Origin of the sequence: Xanthomarina gelatinilytica (genome assembly GCF_000348685.1) — a bacterium.
In the GTDB taxonomy this organism is placed as follows: Bacteria; Bacteroidota; Bacteroidia; order Flavobacteriales; family Flavobacteriaceae; genus Xanthomarina; species Xanthomarina gelatinilytica.
Genome location: NZ_ANLA01000033.1, coordinates 1 through 17,858, shown reverse-complemented (window position 1 = coordinate 17,858; position 17,858 = coordinate 1). Strand labels below are relative to the sequence as shown.

At 36.6% G+C, this 17,858-nt stretch carries 15 protein-coding genes and 1 tRNA gene; 9 read left to right on the top strand and 7 right to left on the bottom strand.

All coding sequences use genetic code 11. From position 1 onward, the window contains the following. From D778_RS13915 to D778_RS13900, 4 genes are all read right to left on the bottom strand, one after another. Positions 1-1,724: PorP/SprF family type IX secretion system membrane protein (locus D778_RS13915; protein WP_040492705.1), on the bottom strand; the 1,724-nt coding region annotated here is incomplete at its 3' end. Position 1,725: 1 nt separating this feature from the next. Next, the gene (locus D778_RS13910) at positions 1,726-3,186 is read right to left on the bottom strand and encodes a T9SS C-terminal target domain-containing protein (protein WP_007651855.1); all 1,461 of its coding nucleotides are present in this window, start codon (positions 3,184-3,186) and stop codon (positions 1,726-1,728) included. A gap of 173 nt (positions 3,187-3,359) precedes the next feature. Beyond that, positions 3,360-4,661: a hypothetical protein gene (locus D778_RS13905; RefSeq protein WP_040492703.1), complete on the bottom strand. Its 1,302-nt coding sequence runs from the start codon at positions 4,659-4,661 to the stop codon at positions 3,360-3,362. A 344-nt stretch (positions 4,662-5,005) separates the two neighbouring features. Beyond that, positions 5,006-5,458 (bottom strand): hypothetical protein, encoded by a 453-nt coding sequence (locus D778_RS13900; protein WP_040492701.1) that lies wholly within the window; start codon positions 5,456-5,458, stop codon positions 5,006-5,008. A gap of 348 nt (positions 5,459-5,806) precedes the next feature. Here D778_RS13900 and D778_RS13895 point away from each other — a divergent pair, with 348 nt between their 5' ends. The 8 genes from D778_RS13895 (at position 5,807) to D778_RS13860 (ending at position 13,656) form a co-directional block, all read left to right on the top strand. After that, positions 5,807-6,586 (top strand): DUF3108 domain-containing protein, encoded by a 780-nt coding sequence (locus D778_RS13895; protein ID WP_040492699.1) that lies wholly within the window; start codon positions 5,807-5,809, stop codon positions 6,584-6,586. A gap of 4 nt (positions 6,587-6,590) precedes the next feature. Further along, positions 6,591-6,932, top strand: coding sequence for a hypothetical protein (locus tag D778_RS13890; RefSeq protein ID WP_007651845.1), 342 nt, complete (start codon positions 6,591-6,593; stop codon positions 6,930-6,932). A gap of 171 nt (positions 6,933-7,103) precedes the next feature. Further along, positions 7,104-8,141, top strand: coding sequence for a M28 family metallopeptidase (locus D778_RS13885; RefSeq protein ID WP_007651843.1), 1,038 nt, complete (start codon positions 7,104-7,106; stop codon positions 8,139-8,141). A gap of 94 nt (positions 8,142-8,235) precedes the next feature. Continuing rightward, positions 8,236-9,804, top strand: a complete 1,569-nt coding sequence (locus D778_RS13880) for a M28 family peptidase (RefSeq protein WP_007651842.1) — start codon at positions 8,236-8,238, stop codon at positions 9,802-9,804. Between the two features lie 83 nt (positions 9,805-9,887). Next, positions 9,888-10,589, top strand: coding sequence for a class I SAM-dependent methyltransferase (locus D778_RS13875; RefSeq protein ID WP_007651840.1), 702 nt, complete (start codon positions 9,888-9,890; stop codon positions 10,587-10,589). A 10-nt stretch (positions 10,590-10,599) separates the two neighbouring features. Beyond that, a complete protein-coding gene (locus tag D778_RS13870; RefSeq protein ID WP_007651836.1) occupies positions 10,600-12,585 on the top strand; it encodes a monovalent cation:proton antiporter family protein in 1,986 nt (661 codons plus the stop codon). A 28-nt stretch (positions 12,586-12,613) separates the two neighbouring features. Further along, a complete protein-coding gene (locus tag D778_RS13865) occupies positions 12,614-13,033 on the top strand; it encodes a TlpA family protein disulfide reductase (protein WP_238307701.1) in 420 nt (139 codons plus the stop codon). 8 nt (positions 13,034-13,041) lie between these two features. Beyond that, on the top strand, positions 13,042-13,656 hold the full coding sequence (locus D778_RS13860) for a class I SAM-dependent methyltransferase (RefSeq protein WP_007651832.1): 615 nt from the start codon (positions 13,042-13,044) through the stop codon (positions 13,654-13,656). 75 nt (positions 13,657-13,731) lie between these two features. Here D778_RS13860 and D778_RS13855 read toward each other — a convergent pair. The 3 genes from D778_RS13855 to D778_RS13845 form a co-directional block, all read right to left on the bottom strand. Next, a tRNA-His gene (locus tag D778_RS13855) sits at positions 13,732-13,807 on the bottom strand. Positions 13,808-13,883: 76 nt separating this feature from the next. Beyond that, entirely contained in the window at positions 13,884-14,609 is a 726-nt protein-coding gene (gene bshB1 / locus D778_RS13850; RefSeq protein WP_007651830.1) for a bacillithiol biosynthesis deacetylase BshB1, read from the bottom strand. 55 nt (positions 14,610-14,664) lie between these two features. Then, entirely contained in the window at positions 14,665-15,816 is a 1,152-nt protein-coding gene (locus tag D778_RS13845; RefSeq protein WP_007651828.1) for a trans-sulfuration enzyme family protein, read from the bottom strand. A 430-nt stretch (positions 15,817-16,246) separates the two neighbouring features. Between D778_RS13845 and D778_RS13840 the strand changes: the two genes are divergently transcribed. Continuing rightward, positions 16,247-17,858, top strand: a 1,612-nt coding sequence (locus tag D778_RS13840) for an HYR domain-containing protein (RefSeq protein ID WP_040492695.1), incomplete at its 3' end; no start/stop codon positions are given.

The following is a 17,858-nucleotide window of genomic DNA, read 5'->3' as shown; positions in this document are numbered from 1 at the left end:
GCCAACCTAGCCTGTTCTTCTGCTTCCAATTGTGCTGCCTGTTCGGCTGCCAACCTAGCCTGTTCTTCGGCTTCCAGTTGTGCTGCCTGTTCGGCCGCCAATCTAGCCTGTTCTTCTGCTTCCAGTTGTGCTGCACGTTCGGCTGCCAATCTAGCCTGTTCTTCGGCTTCCAATTGCGCTGCCTGTTCGGCTGCCAATCTAGCTTGTTCTTCTGCTTCCAGTTGCGCTGCACGTTCGGCTGCCAATCTAGCCTGTTCTTCGGCTTCCAATTGTGCTGCACGTTCGGCTGCCAATCTAGCCTGTTCTTCGGCTTCCAATTGTGCTGCACGTTCGGCTGCCAATCTAGCCTGTTCTTCAGCTTCCAATTGTGCTGCCTGTTCGGCTGCCAATCTAGCCTGTTCTTCAGCTTTCTGTTGTGCTGCCTGTTCGGCTGCCAATCTAGCCTGTTCTTCGGCTTCCAGTTGCGCTGCACGTTCGGCTGCCAATCTAGCCTGTTCTTCGGCTTCTTTTTCAGCTTGAGCCTGTGTTGCGTCAGTATTTGTTGCCTGAGCTGCTGCCTGAGCTTCGGCAAGGGCCTGTGCTTTTGCTTCACCTTCCAACCTGGCGCGTTCTTTTGCCTCTGCTCTTTCTAAAGCTCTTGCCTCTGCTGCCAGTCTGGCTTCTTCTTGAGCTGCTGCTCTCTCCATTGCTTTTTGTTCGGCTAATTGAGCTCTTTCTTCCGAAGATAATACCGGTTTGTTTGAAACGGCCGGTTTACGTTTTTGATCTTTTATAAGTAGTGCCTCTTCCCTATCATCGCCACTGTAATGGTACCTATTTCTGGTTTGGAACTTATAAGCCAAGGTAAATTCGTGAGACGAACCAAAGGTCGCTAAATCTCCCATGGCTTTTTCATAATTGTATTCAACGGATATTTGTTTGGTAACATTAAGTCCCACACCTCCAGTAAATCCATAAACGGTATTATAACCCACTTGTGCCCAAATACCTTTTGGTACCGTAAGCATGGCAATTCCAGAAAAAATGGTTTGGTCTTTTTTAAACTCCGATCTAAGCAATGCAGAAAATTTACTCTCATCAAAAAATCCACGACTGTACATGTATCCTGTATACATAACATGAGCTTGGATGCTTTGTTGTGGGTCTTCTTTAATTAATTCGGAAGTTTTGATATTGTATTGTACCAAATTATTGACAGATAGTCCAAAATCAAAAAACACCAATCCGTAATTGATTCCTGGACTAACACTAAGCACCATATTTTTGGGAATGTTATCCAAGGAAGGATCTGCTTGGTTGATCACAACGTTCCCTTCGTTGATATTGCTTTTGTAAAATCCTAAGTTTAAACCAAAGGTTAGATTACTATCTGCTTGCAACCTGGCGTTATAAGCAAAATTCAAGATGCCACCAAAAGTGGTCAATACACCATAGTTTTGCTGAAACAAACCAATTCCTACTCCTATGTTCTCACTATACCTGCCTGTATAATTTATAAGATAGGTTTGGGGTGCATTTTCAAACTGAACCCACTCCCGTTTATTGGTAATGTTTATATATGTGTTTTGCTCTCTTACAAAACTAAAGGTAGGCTGGGTTAAATATCTGTTGAATTTTAAAGAGCTTCTTACTGGAATAGCCAAAGACACAACCCCATCTTCCTGTGAAAAGGAAAATTGTGTTGAACACAAGAATATAGCTATTATCAGTAGATAGGCTTTCATGTTATTTTATAATGGTTATTGAACCTTTTTTTGTTTTATTGTCTGTAGTGGTAATCACGTAATAAAAAACAGGGTTCACACTACTGAACTGAATTTCGTTTTCGGGCCAATTATTCAAATAATTGGTGGTATTTAAAACTGTTTTTCCGTAAGCATCCATAATAAGCACTTCGGTATTGGTTCCACTTACATAGATATTAGGTATAATCCATGTATCGTTTATACCATCACCATTCGGACTAATAACATTTGGAATATCTGCCACACTTGGAAAAGGGTCCACTGGTTCTTCGATTTCAAATAAAATGTCGTAGGAAACCAAACAACCTGTGGTTTGACTGATAACTACTTTATATGTGCCATATTCAGTCGCATCATAGGTATTATCAATCGCGCCAGGAATAAGTACATTGTTAAAATACCATTGAAACTCTGGGTTTATTGCTGTGGTTGTAACTTCTACATAAAGTGTCTCTCCAGGTTCCATGGTATTTATCTCTTCCACATTGATACTGCTCTCAAAACCTTGACTCACCAAATCAATACTGGCAGTGGTATTACAGCTTCCCAAATCGATACTTACAGTATAGGTTCCAGATAAAACGGTATCCAAACTTTGATTGGTAGCTCCATTAATAGCTTCGCCATTCAAAAACCACTGGTAACTGTTACCTGCTGTAGTAGTTAAAGTGGTTGGACCACCACTTGGACAGAATGGATTTCCCAAACTTGATACAATGGCTGAAGTAGTACCTGAAGTAGATTCTGTAACTGTAACCCTATTGGAAAAAGAATCTGAAGTACAGGTCCCATAATTGGTTTCCACAAAATAAGTTCCTGGTGTACTTACGGATAGACTTTCTCCTTCGGCCACAAAAACAGAGGTTGTTGGCCCTGTTTCCCTATACCAATTAAAGGTCAATGATGGATAATTCAATGGCGAATCGTTCATGCCTGTACCAGGATTGTCTATTGTTAACAAATAACTACCTCCAGCACAGTAGCTTGCTGTGGAAATTAAATTATTTATGGTAAAAGGGCTGTCTTGTATTTTATAATAAGCTGCAAAACTTGGAGAACCGGAACTGGTAGCTGCTGGAGCTGTACTTTTTATTCTCAATCTGTAGGATTCCCCTGCTGTGTCTGTTGGCAAGACAAAATTTAAAGTGGCTGGCGAAGTTGTAACTGCTCCTGGACTGGATGTATAAACAACCGTTGGGTTGGCAAAACTTCCGTCGGCATCAGATAATTCTATATGGAATTGATTGGTTGGACTTAATCCTGCTTCTGGTGAGAATACAAAAGTGACATTGTAAGAATTAAAACTCGCATTTGCACAAGCCTGACTGAAACCAATATTTGGCGCACCAATAACTATTTGAGCTTTTAGGTTCTGATTTAGAATAAGAACAAAAAAACACAGTACAAAAAAAAGTTTTTTAACAAAAGTAGTTTTATTCATACGCCTTGCTTATTGGTCATCAGTACAACATGTGTTTTTATTTATAAACATCATGATTTAAAAAATTGAGGGTTCCGTATTTTTTTTGGATTAATTAAAAAGAAGCTATGAGATAGTACCTTACAGAACAGCCCATAGCGTTTTGATTCTTTGAAATTTTTAAAAGTTATGGCTTAATCTAGGCTTGAGGCTACAATTTTATTGATGCGAAGTCTAAAATCCGGCCTTTTGGCATCTTGCAAATCAATGAATGTTTCAGAATCCAATCCTTTGGAATACACATTAAAAAAGCTACTGTTTCCATACCAGCTTTCCAAATCTTCATTATTATCATTGTATTCCGTGAAGATGTTTCCATTACAATTATTGAAATACATTTCCGTGAATTTTATCCGTTCCAGGTTTTCGTTGTTTATCTTAATCTTTCTATCTAACAAAACAGCTGGGTTAAACCCGGAAATCACACTTTTACTCATGTCAAGCGAAGCGTATTCAGCCACATAAATGGCTTCACGAACCAATCCTAATTTTATTTCGGACTGTAAATTATCGCTGGCATTGATTAATGTCAAGTTGGTAGCCATGACCAAGGTTTGCTTTTTGGTAAAGTCTATTTCTTCTTTATCGTTGTTGTAAGAAGCCACATGCAATGTCCTAGAACCTTCTGGACTGGATATGTAAGACGACCTAACCGCCAGGGAATTGTATAAGTTGCATTGTGCGCCGTAATTGAAGTTGTAATCTATTCTGTTCGATTTATAGGAAACAGCTTTACTAAGGTTCACCTGTCCTCCAAAAACATCAAAGGAATTTCCTGCCGAAAAACTTACCATGATGTTCTCTAATATTGTCTGGCTTCCAACTCCAGCCAACAACAATGCGTTAAAGTTATCACCTCCTTTTAATTTTTTTCCAGCATACTCTATTCTTACATATCTTAAAATACCGGAATTGCTTTCAATATTATCGCCACCATAACTGATGTTTTCGTATGAAGCAGCTTTAAAATTATGATTTACGGAAGAACCATTTCCAAATTTATTGATTGGAGCATCACCAAGAATAATGATGCCTCCCCAATCCCCTGCTTTTTTAACACTTCGGTTTGAAGTAAACACTATGGGATCGGTTACCAAGCCATCGGCTATAATTTTCGCACCTTTTGTGATTATTAAAGACCCATTGGTTTTAAAGTCTCCAATAATTACTGTTCCTGGTTCTATAGTAAGTGTGGCATTATTGGTCACAAAAACATTTCCTAGCAACAGATAGGTGTTTTTCTTAACCAATTTGGTGTCTGTAGAAATGTTTCCAGTTAAAATTTCGGTAGCTTCACCATATTCTATCTGGTCTGGTTTAAATTCGGTCCAGGAATTCAACCAATTATTAGTGCCTATAATACCCTTCTCTTGTTGAGGATATACATTGCAAAACACTAATAGAAAAATACTTAAGAGTTGGGGCAGATTTTTCATAGTTACAATAGTTAATTATTAATCATAGAAATTCTTTTTATTATAACCCAAACATATAAATTAATTCCACTAAATACAAATAATAACGACGAAATACACAAATTAATTTGTTTTTGTTGTTTTTTCTTACAAGAAATATCTTGCTTTTGGTAACTTTTGGGTCTAAAAATCGAATAAACAGCTTAAAAACAAGAAAATATCATGTATGACATCACAAAAAAATATGGATTAAGGGGTTTCGTACTTAAAAAAGAAGCAAAAAAAATCATGCTATTTCATAAACTCCAAGAATTATGAAATAGCATGAAAAAAATAACAGGCAGTCATTAAAGAACATTCACTCTTTAAAACCTATTGTTTTCACTATATATATGTAGGGCTTTTAGGGTCTCTTCATAAAACAGGATGGCTGCAATTAAATTGGCCCTATCGGAATAGGGTAAAATTTTATTTTGAAAATCCATAGTGCTTTGAAAATAATTGGTAGTCGCTTCAATTTGTGTATCTAAAGCGTTTCGGTTATCCTTGGTATCTGGAATACCAAATGTAGACATGGTTACTCCTGGTTTTGTAGCGAATGCAATATACGGAAGTATTTTAATGATTATTTCAATACGCTCATTGTACAATCCTAACAAAGCGCCTTTTTGCATTTGCTCCAGTTCTTTTCTGTCATGGTATTTTGAAATGGATACGTCTTGACTTATGATACTTTTTGGAGCATCTTTATTTTGAGCTGTACCAATACCTACCATTAAAAAGAATGTGAGACAAAATAAAGTAATTTTAGATTTCATATTTGAGATTTTGGGATTCAATAAGACAAATTTATGCAATTAAACGAAAAAAACAAGCGTTTTGTCGATTATTTATTGTATTTATATTTTTTCCCAAAAAAAAGCAAAGCCTGCATCATTATAACATTCAGTAAATTATGTGGTTACATAGCCTGCATTCCATTTTTACAGTTGGACAACTTTTAGTACTATATTATATAGGATCGGTAATTTTTAAATTGCAAATCTATTTTTTAAGCGTAATGAAACCTAAACAGACGATGTGATTTAATATTTTTTTTGGCACTTCATATCTTCGGCACAATAAATGTTATTACCTTCGTTATAATTAAAACCTAACTAAATAATATGCTTAAATACGTTTTTATTCTAAGCCTTATGCTTCCCTCATGGGCTTTTTCTCAAAACTCTGCTTTTAAAGCGGGTGAAAAATTATCCTTTACAGCTTCTTACAACATGTCTGGCGTGTTAACCGAATTGGCACAAGTAAACATGGAAACCAGTGAAGTTAAAACCTCCAAAGCCACCCTTTTAAGACTAAAGTGTACAGCAACCACATACAGTAAATGGGATAGTTTCTTTAAAATCAGGGATCTTTATGAAAGTTATGTCAGTCCCACTTCCGTAAAACCTTATTTATACAAAAGGGATATATATGAAGGCGGTTATACCAAATTTGTACAATATAAATACAGCCACTCCAAAGGAACCGTGGAGAGCTTAATAAGAAAGAAAAAGAAAGGTGGTGGCACTTACGATCAAAATAAAACCTTGAACATATCCAGCAGTACTAAAGATATTGTTTCCACCATATATTATTTAAGAACCCTAAACCTAAGTTCCTATGCACCTGGCAAAAACATGTCGCTCACTGTCTTGTTCGATAACAAACCTACAGAAATTGTCATATCGTATTTAGGCAAAGAAACCATTAACACAAACATTGGTAGCAAAACATGTTATAAATTAGCTATTTCCATTAAAAACAGCAATGTTTTAAAAGGAACAAACGACAATTTGCTTTGGCTCACTGCCGATGAAAACAAAATCCCTGTTTTCGCTAAATTTAAAGTAGCCGTTGGAAATGGGGAGTTAAAAATTAAATCGGCAACCGGATTAAAAAATTAAAATCATGAGAAAATTATTTATTATCTTAGGTATCATAGCCTCTGTTTTAGCCCTTGTTTTAGCTGTTCTACCGCTATCCAACTTGGCATATTTTCCTGCAATTGCCGCTTTATTGTTTGGTTTGATGGCTTTTTACATATCCAATAAAAACAGTCAGTCCGTAAAAACAGTTCAGTTGGTTTTTTTATTGACCATTATAGCACTTTCAATTTCCATCTATAAATCGATATTCCAAACGGTTGAAGTTGGAAACACCGAAGAATTACAGGTAAGGGAACAACAATCTGAAGAAGAGGCCATAGAGGAACTTGAGGATTTGGATTTGGAAGACTTGGATTTGGAATAACCTATCTTAAATTTAATGACCTAAAAAAACCTGTTAGGAATCAAGGCCTTCTTTACAGGTTTTTTTTATTGGCTCCAACACCATATTAACAACTAAAATTGAAAAAAATTACAACCCTTTTCAATATCATTTTTTTTTAGTTTATTTGGTTCATATTTAAGCTATTAATTTATGAAGGTATTTTTAATTGCATCCATTTTGTCATTGGTAGGCTCTTGTGCTACAGAAAAATACAGCACAAAAATCCAAAACTTAAAAGATAATATCAAAATAAGCGATACTACTACCATTAGATCTTATGCAAACACCATAACTTCCACCGAACTTAAAAACCTACTCTACACCTATGCCAGCAAAGAATTTGAAGGCAGAGGCACTGGAGAAGAAGGCCAGAAAAAAGCAGCGAACTTTTTAAAAACCTATTACGTATCGCAAAACATTTCATCTCCTATTAACGATTCGGTATATTTTCAATCCATCCCAAAATCGTATTTTCCAGATGACATAAAAGCTACCGAAAATGTGGTTGCCTATATTGAGGGCATTGAAAAACCAGAAGAAGTCTTGGTGATTTCGGCCCATTACGACCACTTGGGCATTGAAGATGACCAGATTTATTATGGAGCAGACGATGATGGCTCCGGAACCGTAGCTTTAATGGAAATGGCACAAGCCTTTAAAATGGCAGCCAAAGATGGTTTTGGCCCAAAACGCTCCATCCTGTTCCTGCACCTAACTGCAGAGGAAATTGGGCTGCAAGGCTCTAGGTTTTATACCGAAAACCCTATTTTTCAACTATCCAAAACAATCGCAAACCTCAATATTGATATGATTGGACGTGTGGATGCACCACATGAAAACAATAGCAACTATCTCTATTTAATTGGTACCGATAGATTGAGCAAGGAGCTGCATTTACTTTCAGAAAAAGTAAACGAAACCTTCTTTAATCTCGATATAGACTACAGGTTTAATGATGAAGACGACAAAAATAGATACTATTACAGAAGCGACCATTACAATTTTGCGCTTCATAACATTCCCGTGATTTTTTATTTTAATGGCGAACATGAAGACTACCACCAACCAACCGATACTCCAGATAAAATAAATTATCCGCTTTTGGAAAAAAGAACCCAGTTGATTTTTGCAACAGCCTGGCAACTGGCAAATAGGGAAAACAGACTTATTTTGAACGAAAACATGTAATAGGAGCTTGCTTGATGTTAAAATTTGTTAAAAACATCAAATCAACCTATTAGGTTTAGCTATTTTTGTTTCATTCAAATTTAAAACAACACAAATGAAAAAATTGCTATTCCTTATTTGCAGTGCAGGTATCTTACTGTCCTGTGGGTCTCAAAAAACTGAAGCAACAGCCAGCCAATCATCAACGGTTGCCCAAACTCCAGTAGATGTAACAACCTATGGTAAAACCATTACAGCCGAAGAATTGAAAACAGACCTTTATATTTATGCTTCAGATGAGTTTGAAGGTAGAGGCACTGGAGATCCTGGACAAAAAAAAGCTGTAAACTTTTTAAAAGAGCAATATATGGCAATGGGTGTGCCCGCTGCCCTTCCCAATAACAATTATTTTCAAAATGTCCCTTTAGAAAAATTGGGCGTTCCAGAAGTGTCTTTGACCGTAAACAACAAAGATTTTAAAATTGTGGACGATTTTGTATCGGTTTCATCTGTAGAAGATGGTTCCCTAAAGACCTCAGAAATTATATACGCTGGATATGGAATTGATGACGATGCTTTTTCAAGTTACAAAGATCTGGACGTTAAAGGAAAAGTAGTTTTAATTAAATCTGGCGAACCAAAAGATGCCAATGGAAACTATGTAATTTCAGGATCTACCGAAGCTTCCAAATGGTCCAATTTTAGACAAGCCTATGCTGCAAAACGTGATGCTGCCAAAGAAAAAGGTGCTGCTGCAGTATTCTTTTATTACCCAGAAATATACAACATGGCTGCTGCTCGTTTTGGTGGCTCTAATGGCTCTATTTCCTTGAGGGAAAACAAAGAAAACATGTATTATTTTTTAATCAATTCAGACTTGGCCAAAACCTTCTTGCCTGATATTGAAACCAACCTAAGCCATCAAACAATTGAAGTGTCCATGGAAATGAACTACAAAAATGTGTCCACAGACATCATTTCCGAAAACGTTGCAGCCTGGATTAAAGGATCTGAAAAACCAGACGAGATTATAGTGATTTCGGCACACTTGGATCATGAAGGTATTAAAAATGGGGAAATCTATAATGGTGCAGACGATGATGGCTCTGGATCTGTAGCGTTGTTGGAAATTGCCGAGGCTTTTAAAGCTGCCGTAAAAGATGGACATGGACCAAAACGCTCTATCTTATTGCTACACGTAACTGCTGAGGAAAAAGGGCTTTTAGGCTCTCGTTATTATACAGATATGGATCCTATTTTTCCTCTTGCTAATACAGTAGCCAATTTAAACATAGACATGATTGGTCGTGTGGATCCAAAACACGAAGCTGGTGATGGCAATTACCTATACTTGATTGGTAGTGACAAACTAAGTACTGAACTGCACAACATTTCGGAAGAAATGAACAATAAATATACAAACATTGAATTTGATTACACCTATAACGACGATAACGACCCAAATCGTTTTTACTATAGAAGTGATCATTACAATTTTGCCAAAAACAACATTCCTGTCATTTTTTACTTTAACGGAACACATGCCGATTACCATAAGCCTACGGATACGCCAGATAAAATTAGATACGATTTGTTGGAAAACCGAACTCGCTTGATATTTTACACTGCTTGGGAGTTGGCCAACAGGGAAAATAGAATTGTAGTGGATAAAGCTACAGATTAACATACTTATATTTTCGTTAAAAAAGCTTTCCTAAATAGGGAAGCTTTTTTTATTTTACTTAAGTTTACACTTAAAAATTAACCATGTCCTACGCAGATATCACAAGGAACAACAAATCGTCCTTAAAAAAGTTTTCACATCAAAAACGGTTTGATATTGCTATGGATTTAATTGACTTAAAACCCAAGGAAACCTTATTGGATTTTGGAACTGGAGATGGCTACCTGCTGCAATGTTTGCATGAAAAAAATGCAGAAGCCAAGCTTTATGGTTACGATCCCTTGGATTTTATGTTTCAGGAATTGCAAGACACCATCAAAAAAAATAACCTAAACAACATTTTCATAACAGACAAACTTCAGGAATTGCCAACAAACAATTTTGATGTGGTGACCTGTTTGGAGGTTTTGGAACACTTCTCTGAAAAAAACCAAATTGAACGTCTTAAGGAATTAGCAGACAGAGTGACTGTTAAGGGCAGAATTGTTATTTCTGTCCCTTTGGAAACCGGCTTGCCTTCTTTGTTAAAAAATACAGTCAGGTTTCTTATTGGACAAAATAAAGAAGAAGCTTCCTTAAAAAACATTGTCAAATCTCTTTTCGGAATTAAAATAGAAAGACAGCAAGAAGGATATATTTACACACATATAGGCTTTAACCACAAACACCTGGAGAAGCTTTTTGGTGAGCTTAACCTGAAAATTGTAAGAAAAGAATATTCACCATTTAAATATCTTTACAACCTTGTAAATTCTCAAGTATTTTATATCTTAAAAAAAGTTTAAAAACTCAAAAATGCACTTACCATTATTAGAAGACATACTTATTTTACTAGGCTTTTCAGTCATTATAGTTTTTTTATTGCAACGCGCCAAACTGCCTTCCATATTGGGCTTTTTAATTACTGGTGTTATTATTGGGCCTTATGGGTTAAGTTTGGTAAAAGCTGTTGAAGAGGTAGAGGTTATTTCAGAAATTGGCGTCATCCTCCTACTCTTTGTTATTGGAATGGAACTGTCCATAAAGAAACTGGCTTCCATAAAAAAAACGGTTTTTATTGGAGGTGCCATACAGGTTGGTTTAACGGTTTTGGTGGCAGGAAGCTGTTATTATTTGTTAGGAAATAGTTGGAACGAAGCTGTATTTGTAGGTTTCTTGTTCTCTTTATCAAGTACTGCCATTGTTTTAAAAGTGTTCCAGGACAGAAATGAAATGTCCACACCTCATGGAAAAAACGCTTTGGCCATATTGATTTTTCAAGATATTATCGTGGTTCCTATGATGCTCTTTACACCTATCATTGCTGGAGAAAGCACCAATGTAACATCCAGTATTTTATTGCTTTTATTAAAATCTGTGGTAGTGATTGTAATTACTATTTTAAGTGCAAGATATGTAGTACCTAAACTTATGTATGCCATAGCAAAAACCAATAATAAAGAACTGTTTTTATTGACTACCATTACCATTTGTTTTGCTGTGGCCTTCTTAACATCCGAAGCTGGTTTGTCACTGGCTTTGGGAGCGTTCATGGCTGGATTGATTATCTCGGAATCCGAATATAGCCATCAGGCAACCAGCATCATTCTGCCTTTTAGGGAGCTATTTATCAGTTTCTTCTTTATTTCGGTGGGTATGTTGCTTAATTTAAACTTCTTCTTCAATCACATTGGTGTAATTCTTTTATTGGTCTTGACTGTCTTGATCGTAAAATCCATCATTGCAGGATTGGCAGTAGCTGTGTTGAATTATCCTTCCAGAACGGTTTTAATTACGGGTTTGTCCTTATTCCAAGTGGGTGAATTTGCGTTTATCCTTTCAAAAGTTGGGATTCAATACAATTTATTGTCTGTGGAAACCAACCAGTACTTCTTGGCTGTGTCCATAGTTTCCATGTTATTGACACCTTTTATCATTATTTTTTCCGAAAATATTTCCGAACGTTTTCTAAATACCAAAATAGCTAAGGCTTTGGCTTCAAATTCCAAAGAGAGTCCAGAAGCCTTAAACGAACAAATAGAAATGGATTTAAGCAATCATTTAGTGATTATAGGATATGGTATCAATGGGTCCAATCTGGCAAAAGCATCGCAATTTAGTAACATTCCCTACATAGTTATCGAACTAAATGCCGAAACTGTCAAACGTGAAAAAGCAAAAGGAACACCAATTTTGTTTGGAGATGCCACACAACCACACATGTTGGAAACCGTTAATTTATCGAAAGCCAGATCTGTTGTGGTGGCCATTTCCAATCCTGAAGCCACAAGAACTATTATCAGCAACATTCGTAATATCAGTCAATCGGTTTATCTGGTGGTAAGGACCAGGTATGTAAAAGAAATTCCAGAACTGATAGCTCTTGGTGCAGACGATGTGATCCCAGAAGAATTTGAAACCTCGGTTGAAATATTTTCGCGTGTCTTGCACGACTTTTTGATTCCCGAAAACGATATCACCGAATTTATTGATAGGATTCGAGCAGACAATTACGAAATTTTCAACTCCAAAAAGAAACTGCCTAAAACCTTTAAATCCACAAAAATCCCTAATGTAAACATTACCTGTTTACGCGTAAACATTGATAGTGGCAGAATTATTGGCAAAACACTTAAAGAGTTGAACATTAGAAAAGAATATGGCATCAATATCTTGGCCATAGAACGCAAAGAGGACGTAATAGACCACATAGACCCAAATGAGAAATTGTATTACAACGATAAACTTTATGTAAGTGGCAGACAGGAAGCTATTGAAGCGTTTCATAGAGTTTTAAATTAGAGAAGTTTTGATGAAACATATTGAAAATATGAACTTGAAATCTTTAAATGATGAAGCTCTGGATCTTTTTCAAGTTTATAAAAACAAACCCTTGCTCATCCTTTTTTACAACAACCAATGCTTAGGTTGCACAGGACGTGCCATTCCATTGGCATACCAACTTTCAAAATCTTATCCTAAACTTTCAGTAGTGGCCATCCACAGCACCTTTGGCAACCACACCATAACCAAACAAGACATACTGGATATATTTACCTCTAAAGAAGCGCCATTTCCCATTTATTTGGACCAACACCATAAATGGTTCGATTTTTTTAATTGTGAAGGGACGCCTCATTGGATTTTGTTAAACCAAAATGCAGAAGTATATCGGTCGGTCTTTGGCTCTCAGGAAAATGCCCAAAACAGATTGTATTATGCTATTGAAGAACTATTAACAAATAGATAAACAAAAAAATGAAAGAATTTTGGAACGAGCGTTACAACCAATCAACGTATGTGTACGGAAAGCAACCTAACACCTTTTACAAATCACAATTAGACTTATTGGTTCCTGGATCCATACTCTTTCCTGCTGAAGGAGAAGGTAGAAACGCTGTCTATGCAGCCACTAAGGGATGGCAAGTGGACGCGTTTGATATTAGTGATGCTGGAAAAACAAAGGCTACACAATTGGCTAAAGAGTATCAGGCCTCTTTAAACTACACTATTGGAACCTTTGGACACTTACCCTATAAAAAAGAGCAATTTGATGTGATAGTACTCATATTTGCCCATTTTGATCCTGAAAACAGAATGGAATACCACCAACAACTCTGCGATTATTTAAAGCCTAACGGTAAAATCATTTTAGAAGGTTTTAGTAAAAAACATCTGGAATACAGTAAAAAGAATCCGGCAGTTGGTGGTCCAAAAAATCCAGACATGCTTTTTTCAAAAGAAATGATCCTATCAGATTTTAAAGGGTTTAAAACCCTTTTGTTGCAAGAACAGGAAGTGATGTTGCAAGAAGGGGAATATCACAATGGAATGGCTCATACCATCAGGTTTGTTGGATTAAAAGACACATAGTTCAACCTACAACAGATTTTTTAAATCAATTTATAAAACAAAAAAAGCTTCACATATCTGTGAAGCTTTTATTTTGGGTGGAAGATCGGTCTCGAACCGACGACCTCCTGAACCACAATCAGGCGCTCTAACCAACTGAGCTACAACCACCATTTATTTATGGTCTGCAAATGTATATTATTTCCTTTTTTTTACAAAGCGTTTTTGCAATATTATTTTAAAAATAATTATTTAATGTCAAAAAGGCTGTTAACCACAGGATAACGTTCTACAGTAAACCCTTCACCATAGGCCACACCTACTAGCCTACCCAAATCCTTTGCCCTATAAGTGATGCTTTCGGTAAAATTTTTACTGGAAATAGGTGTTTCTGGAGCCTTACTTTTAGGATCATAAAACTGTGTCTTGTAAGCCATAACGGCATCCAGTTTTTTATCCATAAATTCTGAAACATCCACTACAAAATCTGGTTCTATAGGTTGCCATTGAATATAATGATAGACCTGCTTGGGCCTCCATGGGTCTTGCCAAGTATCATCGTCTTCATCAAACTTCGTGTCTATTTTCAATAATCCACTTAAAAAACAAGCATCACTTACCAACTGGCTGCCTTTTCCATGGTCTATATGTCTATCTTTTATGGCATTGCACAGAACGATTTCAGGTTGATATGTTCTAATAATCTTGATAATTTCTAACTGGTGGTGTCTATCATTTATAAAAAACCCATCAGCAAATTCCATATTAAGCCTGATACTGGCTCCTAAAATCCGGGAAGCTGCTTCCGATTCTTCATCCCTGGTTTCTGCAGTGCCACGAGTTCCCAATTCCCCTCGGGTCAAATCAATAATACCTACTTTTTTTCCGGCAGCTATTTCTTTGGCCAAAGTTGCGCCACAACCCAATTCCACATCGTCAGGATGGGCACCAAATGCCAATATGTCTAACTTCATTAAATCTTTATTTTAGTTTTAATATTAATATTCAATTTCAATATAATACTTCAATTTATTTTGCCAAAGCAATGGCCTGTTCTATGTCTTGTATCAAATCTTTATGAGACTCAATTCCTACCGAAAACCGGATCAACCCATCACCAATACCCAAAGTTTCCCTTTCTACTTTGGACAATAAAGAATGGGATGTTAATGCCGGCAACAACATGGTGCTTTCCACACCTGCCAAACTCATGGAAGGTTTAATCAATGTTAAGGCTTTTAAAAATTTTGAAGCGTTTAGTCGTTCATCCAATTCAAAAGACATCATCGCTCCAAATCGTTTCATTTGCGATTTGGCCAATTCATATTCTGAATGAGATGTTAAACCTGGATAATATACCCTAGTCACGTCTGGATGTTTATCCAGAAACTTGGCTAGTTTTTTAGCATTTCTACTTTGAGCCTTGACGCGCAAGGCTAAGGTTTTCATACTTCTTTCAAGCATCCAAACCATAAAATCACTCAAACTACCTCCTAAATTTTTACCAACATGCCAAATGGTATCAATATGTTCCTGGGAAGCTGCCACAGCCCCAGCTAAAATATCACTATGACCTCCTAAATATTTGGTGGCTGAATGGATAACGATATCAATTCCTAAATCAATGGGATTTTGAATGATGGGACTGGCAAAAGTATTGTCTATACTGGTTATAATCTGTTTCGATTGGGCCAATTTGGCAATGGCTCGAATATCTGTAATGGTCAATAACGGATTGGAAGGTGTTTCTATATGAATCAGCTTGGTATTTTCTTGGATGGCATTTTCAAAATCCGAAACCTGATACCCTTCCGTAAAGGTAAATTCAATGCCGTATTTTGGCAACTCTTCCCTTACAAAATTACTGGTACCACCATAAAGCGGGTTTTGAACCACCAAATGATCTCCAGCTTTTAAAAAAGCTAAAAACGTGGTGCTAATTGCTGCCATTCCAGAGCCAAAAATCAGGGCTGCCTCTGTATGTTCCAAAGCAGCAATTTTTTTTGAAAGATGCTCTTGATTTGGGGTATTGAAATATCTTGGATAACGTTTAACAGCAACATCTTCAAATTGATAAGACGTGGACATATAAATAGGCGATACAGCACCTTTAAATTGCTCATCTTTAATGTCTCCTGTATTAACACAGATTGTATTGATTCCTAATTCTTCTTTAACCATCTATCTATTTATTTAAAGTATCTAAAATTAGGGAAATTCATGTCATAAATAAAATTTTTAGGAGATATCATTTTCAGAAAGTTACTGTAAAATCAATTTTATAACTATTTAATTTTGATCCCAATTTTTTATTGATTACCTCACAAAACATGGCATTGATTAAAAATAATTTACAAAAACAATAAAATAAATATCATTTTCTAAAAACAACAAAATATAACAAACCCAAATACACCACGTATCTACCTTAATATAAGCAACTTACATATTTCAAAGAGTAATTAAGTAGTTTAACGATTATATTATTGAGAAAAAGCAACTTGGTATAAATTTGTTTCATCCCTCCGTAATTAATAGCAAAATATTTTATGTATCAAGTTCTGCCCTGGAAATCTATGGCATGCTTAGTCTTACTAAAAAATGAACCGTTATGATTAAAAAATCTACTTTTTATGCACTTGTAATAACTACGTTTATTATTAGTTTTAATGGATTATCTAAATCGATTGGCATAAGTAACTACGCGTTTGACAAATACAACAACTCCTCAAAAAACTATAATCCTTTAAACGATTATGTGTCTTTAAGACCGGATTATATACTTACTGAAACCAGTAAGTATAATTTTAGAAATATTACAAATTGTCCTGGCCCAATAACTGTAAATATTGACGCAGGCACTTGTGGTGCAGTGGTAACATGGCCTTCACTTATTTCTGATTTAGGTTATACTATAAATCAAATTACTGGTTTAGCTTCGGGTTCAATATTTCCAGTTGGCATTACTATAAATACTTTTGAAGAAAGAGATGGATTTGGTACACTTATTAGTACCTGTTCCTTTACTGTAACGGTTATCGATGATGAGGCACCAACAGCTATTTGTCAAGATACTACTATTTATTTAGATGCCGCTGGAAATGCAACCCTTACAGCTGCTGATATTGATAATGGCTCCTCAGACAATTGTTCAGCCGTAACCTTAACAACATCACAAACAGCTTTTAATTGTTCAGATCTTGGGACACTTAATGTAACCCTTTATGTTGAAGATGCTTATGGCAATACTTCTAGCTGTGTTGCTAATGTTACAATTGAAGACTCAATTCCTCCTACTGTTGCTTGTCAAGATATTACTGTTCAATTAGATGCTTTTGGCAACGCATCAATAACCACAGGAGATATTGATTTTGGTTCTGTAGATAATTGTGCCATTGCATATATGACATTGGATCAAACTACATTCAACTGTGCAAATGTTGGAAATAACACAGTGACTCTTTCTGTTACTGATATAATGGGAAACACTTCTTCCTGTACTGCTATAGTAACCGTTGAAGATAATATTGCTCCAACCATAACCTGTCCTGCTGATATTACGGTAAACAACGATGCTGGGCAATGTGATGCGGTTGTGACTTGGACAGCGCCTACTGGTGCTGATAACTGTGCTGGTGCTGTGGTAACCAGTTCGCACAATCCTGGGGATACTTTCCCAATTGGTGCAACAACTGTTACCTATACCATTACCGATGCGACTGGCTTAACAGCTTCTTGTTCCTTTGACGTGACCGTAAACGATACTGAAAATCCAACCATAACCTGTCCTGCTGATATTACCGTAAACAACGATGCTGGGCAATGTGATGCGGTCGTGACCTGGACGGCACCTACCGGTGCTGACAACTGTGCTGGTGCTGTGGTAACCAGTTCGCACAATCCTGGGGATACCTTCCCGATTGGGACAACTACCGTAACCTATACCATTACCGATGCTGCTGGTTTAACAGCTTCTTGTTCCTTTGATGTGACCGTAAACGATACTGAAAATCCAACCATAACCTGCCCTGCTGATATTACCCTAAGCAACGATGCTGGGCAATGTGATGCGATTGTAACTTGGACGGCGCCTATCGGTGCTGATAACTGTGCTGGTGCTGTGGTAACGAGTTCGCACAATCCTGGGGACACCTTCCCTATTGGGACAACTACCGTAAACTATACCATTACGGATGCGGCTGGCTTAACAGCTTCTTGTTCCT

Coding starts and splice junctions, on each gene's coding strand:
- D778_RS13910 (WP_007651855.1), bottom strand. CDS start 3,186: ATGAATAAAACTACTTTTGTTAAAAAACTTTTTTTTGTACTGTGTTTT.
- D778_RS13905 (WP_040492703.1), bottom strand. CDS start 4,661: ATGAAAAATCTGCCCCAACTCTTAAGTATTTTTCTATTAGTGTTTTGC.
- D778_RS13900 (WP_040492701.1), bottom strand. CDS start 5,458: ATGAAATCTAAAATTACTTTATTTTGTCTCACATTCTTTTTAATGGTA.
- D778_RS13895 (WP_040492699.1), top strand. CDS start 5,807: ATGCTTAAATACGTTTTTATTCTAAGCCTTATGCTTCCCTCATGGGCT.
- D778_RS13890 (WP_007651845.1), top strand. CDS start 6,591: ATGAGAAAATTATTTATTATCTTAGGTATCATAGCCTCTGTTTTAGCC.
- D778_RS13885 (WP_007651843.1), top strand. CDS start 7,104: ATGAAGGTATTTTTAATTGCATCCATTTTGTCATTGGTAGGCTCTTGT.
- D778_RS13880 (WP_007651842.1), top strand. CDS start 8,236: ATGAAAAAATTGCTATTCCTTATTTGCAGTGCAGGTATCTTACTGTCC.
- D778_RS13875 (WP_007651840.1), top strand. CDS start 9,888: ATGTCCTACGCAGATATCACAAGGAACAACAAATCGTCCTTAAAAAAG.
- D778_RS13870 (WP_007651836.1), top strand. CDS start 10,600: ATGCACTTACCATTATTAGAAGACATACTTATTTTACTAGGCTTTTCA.
- D778_RS13865 (WP_238307701.1), top strand. CDS start 12,614: ATGAACTTGAAATCTTTAAATGATGAAGCTCTGGATCTTTTTCAAGTT.
- D778_RS13860 (WP_007651832.1), top strand. CDS start 13,042: ATGAAAGAATTTTGGAACGAGCGTTACAACCAATCAACGTATGTGTAC.
- bshB1 (WP_007651830.1), bottom strand. CDS start 14,609: ATGAAGTTAGACATATTGGCATTTGGTGCCCATCCTGACGATGTGGAA.
- D778_RS13845 (WP_007651828.1), bottom strand. CDS start 15,816: ATGGTTAAAGAAGAATTAGGAATCAATACAATCTGTGTTAATACAGGA.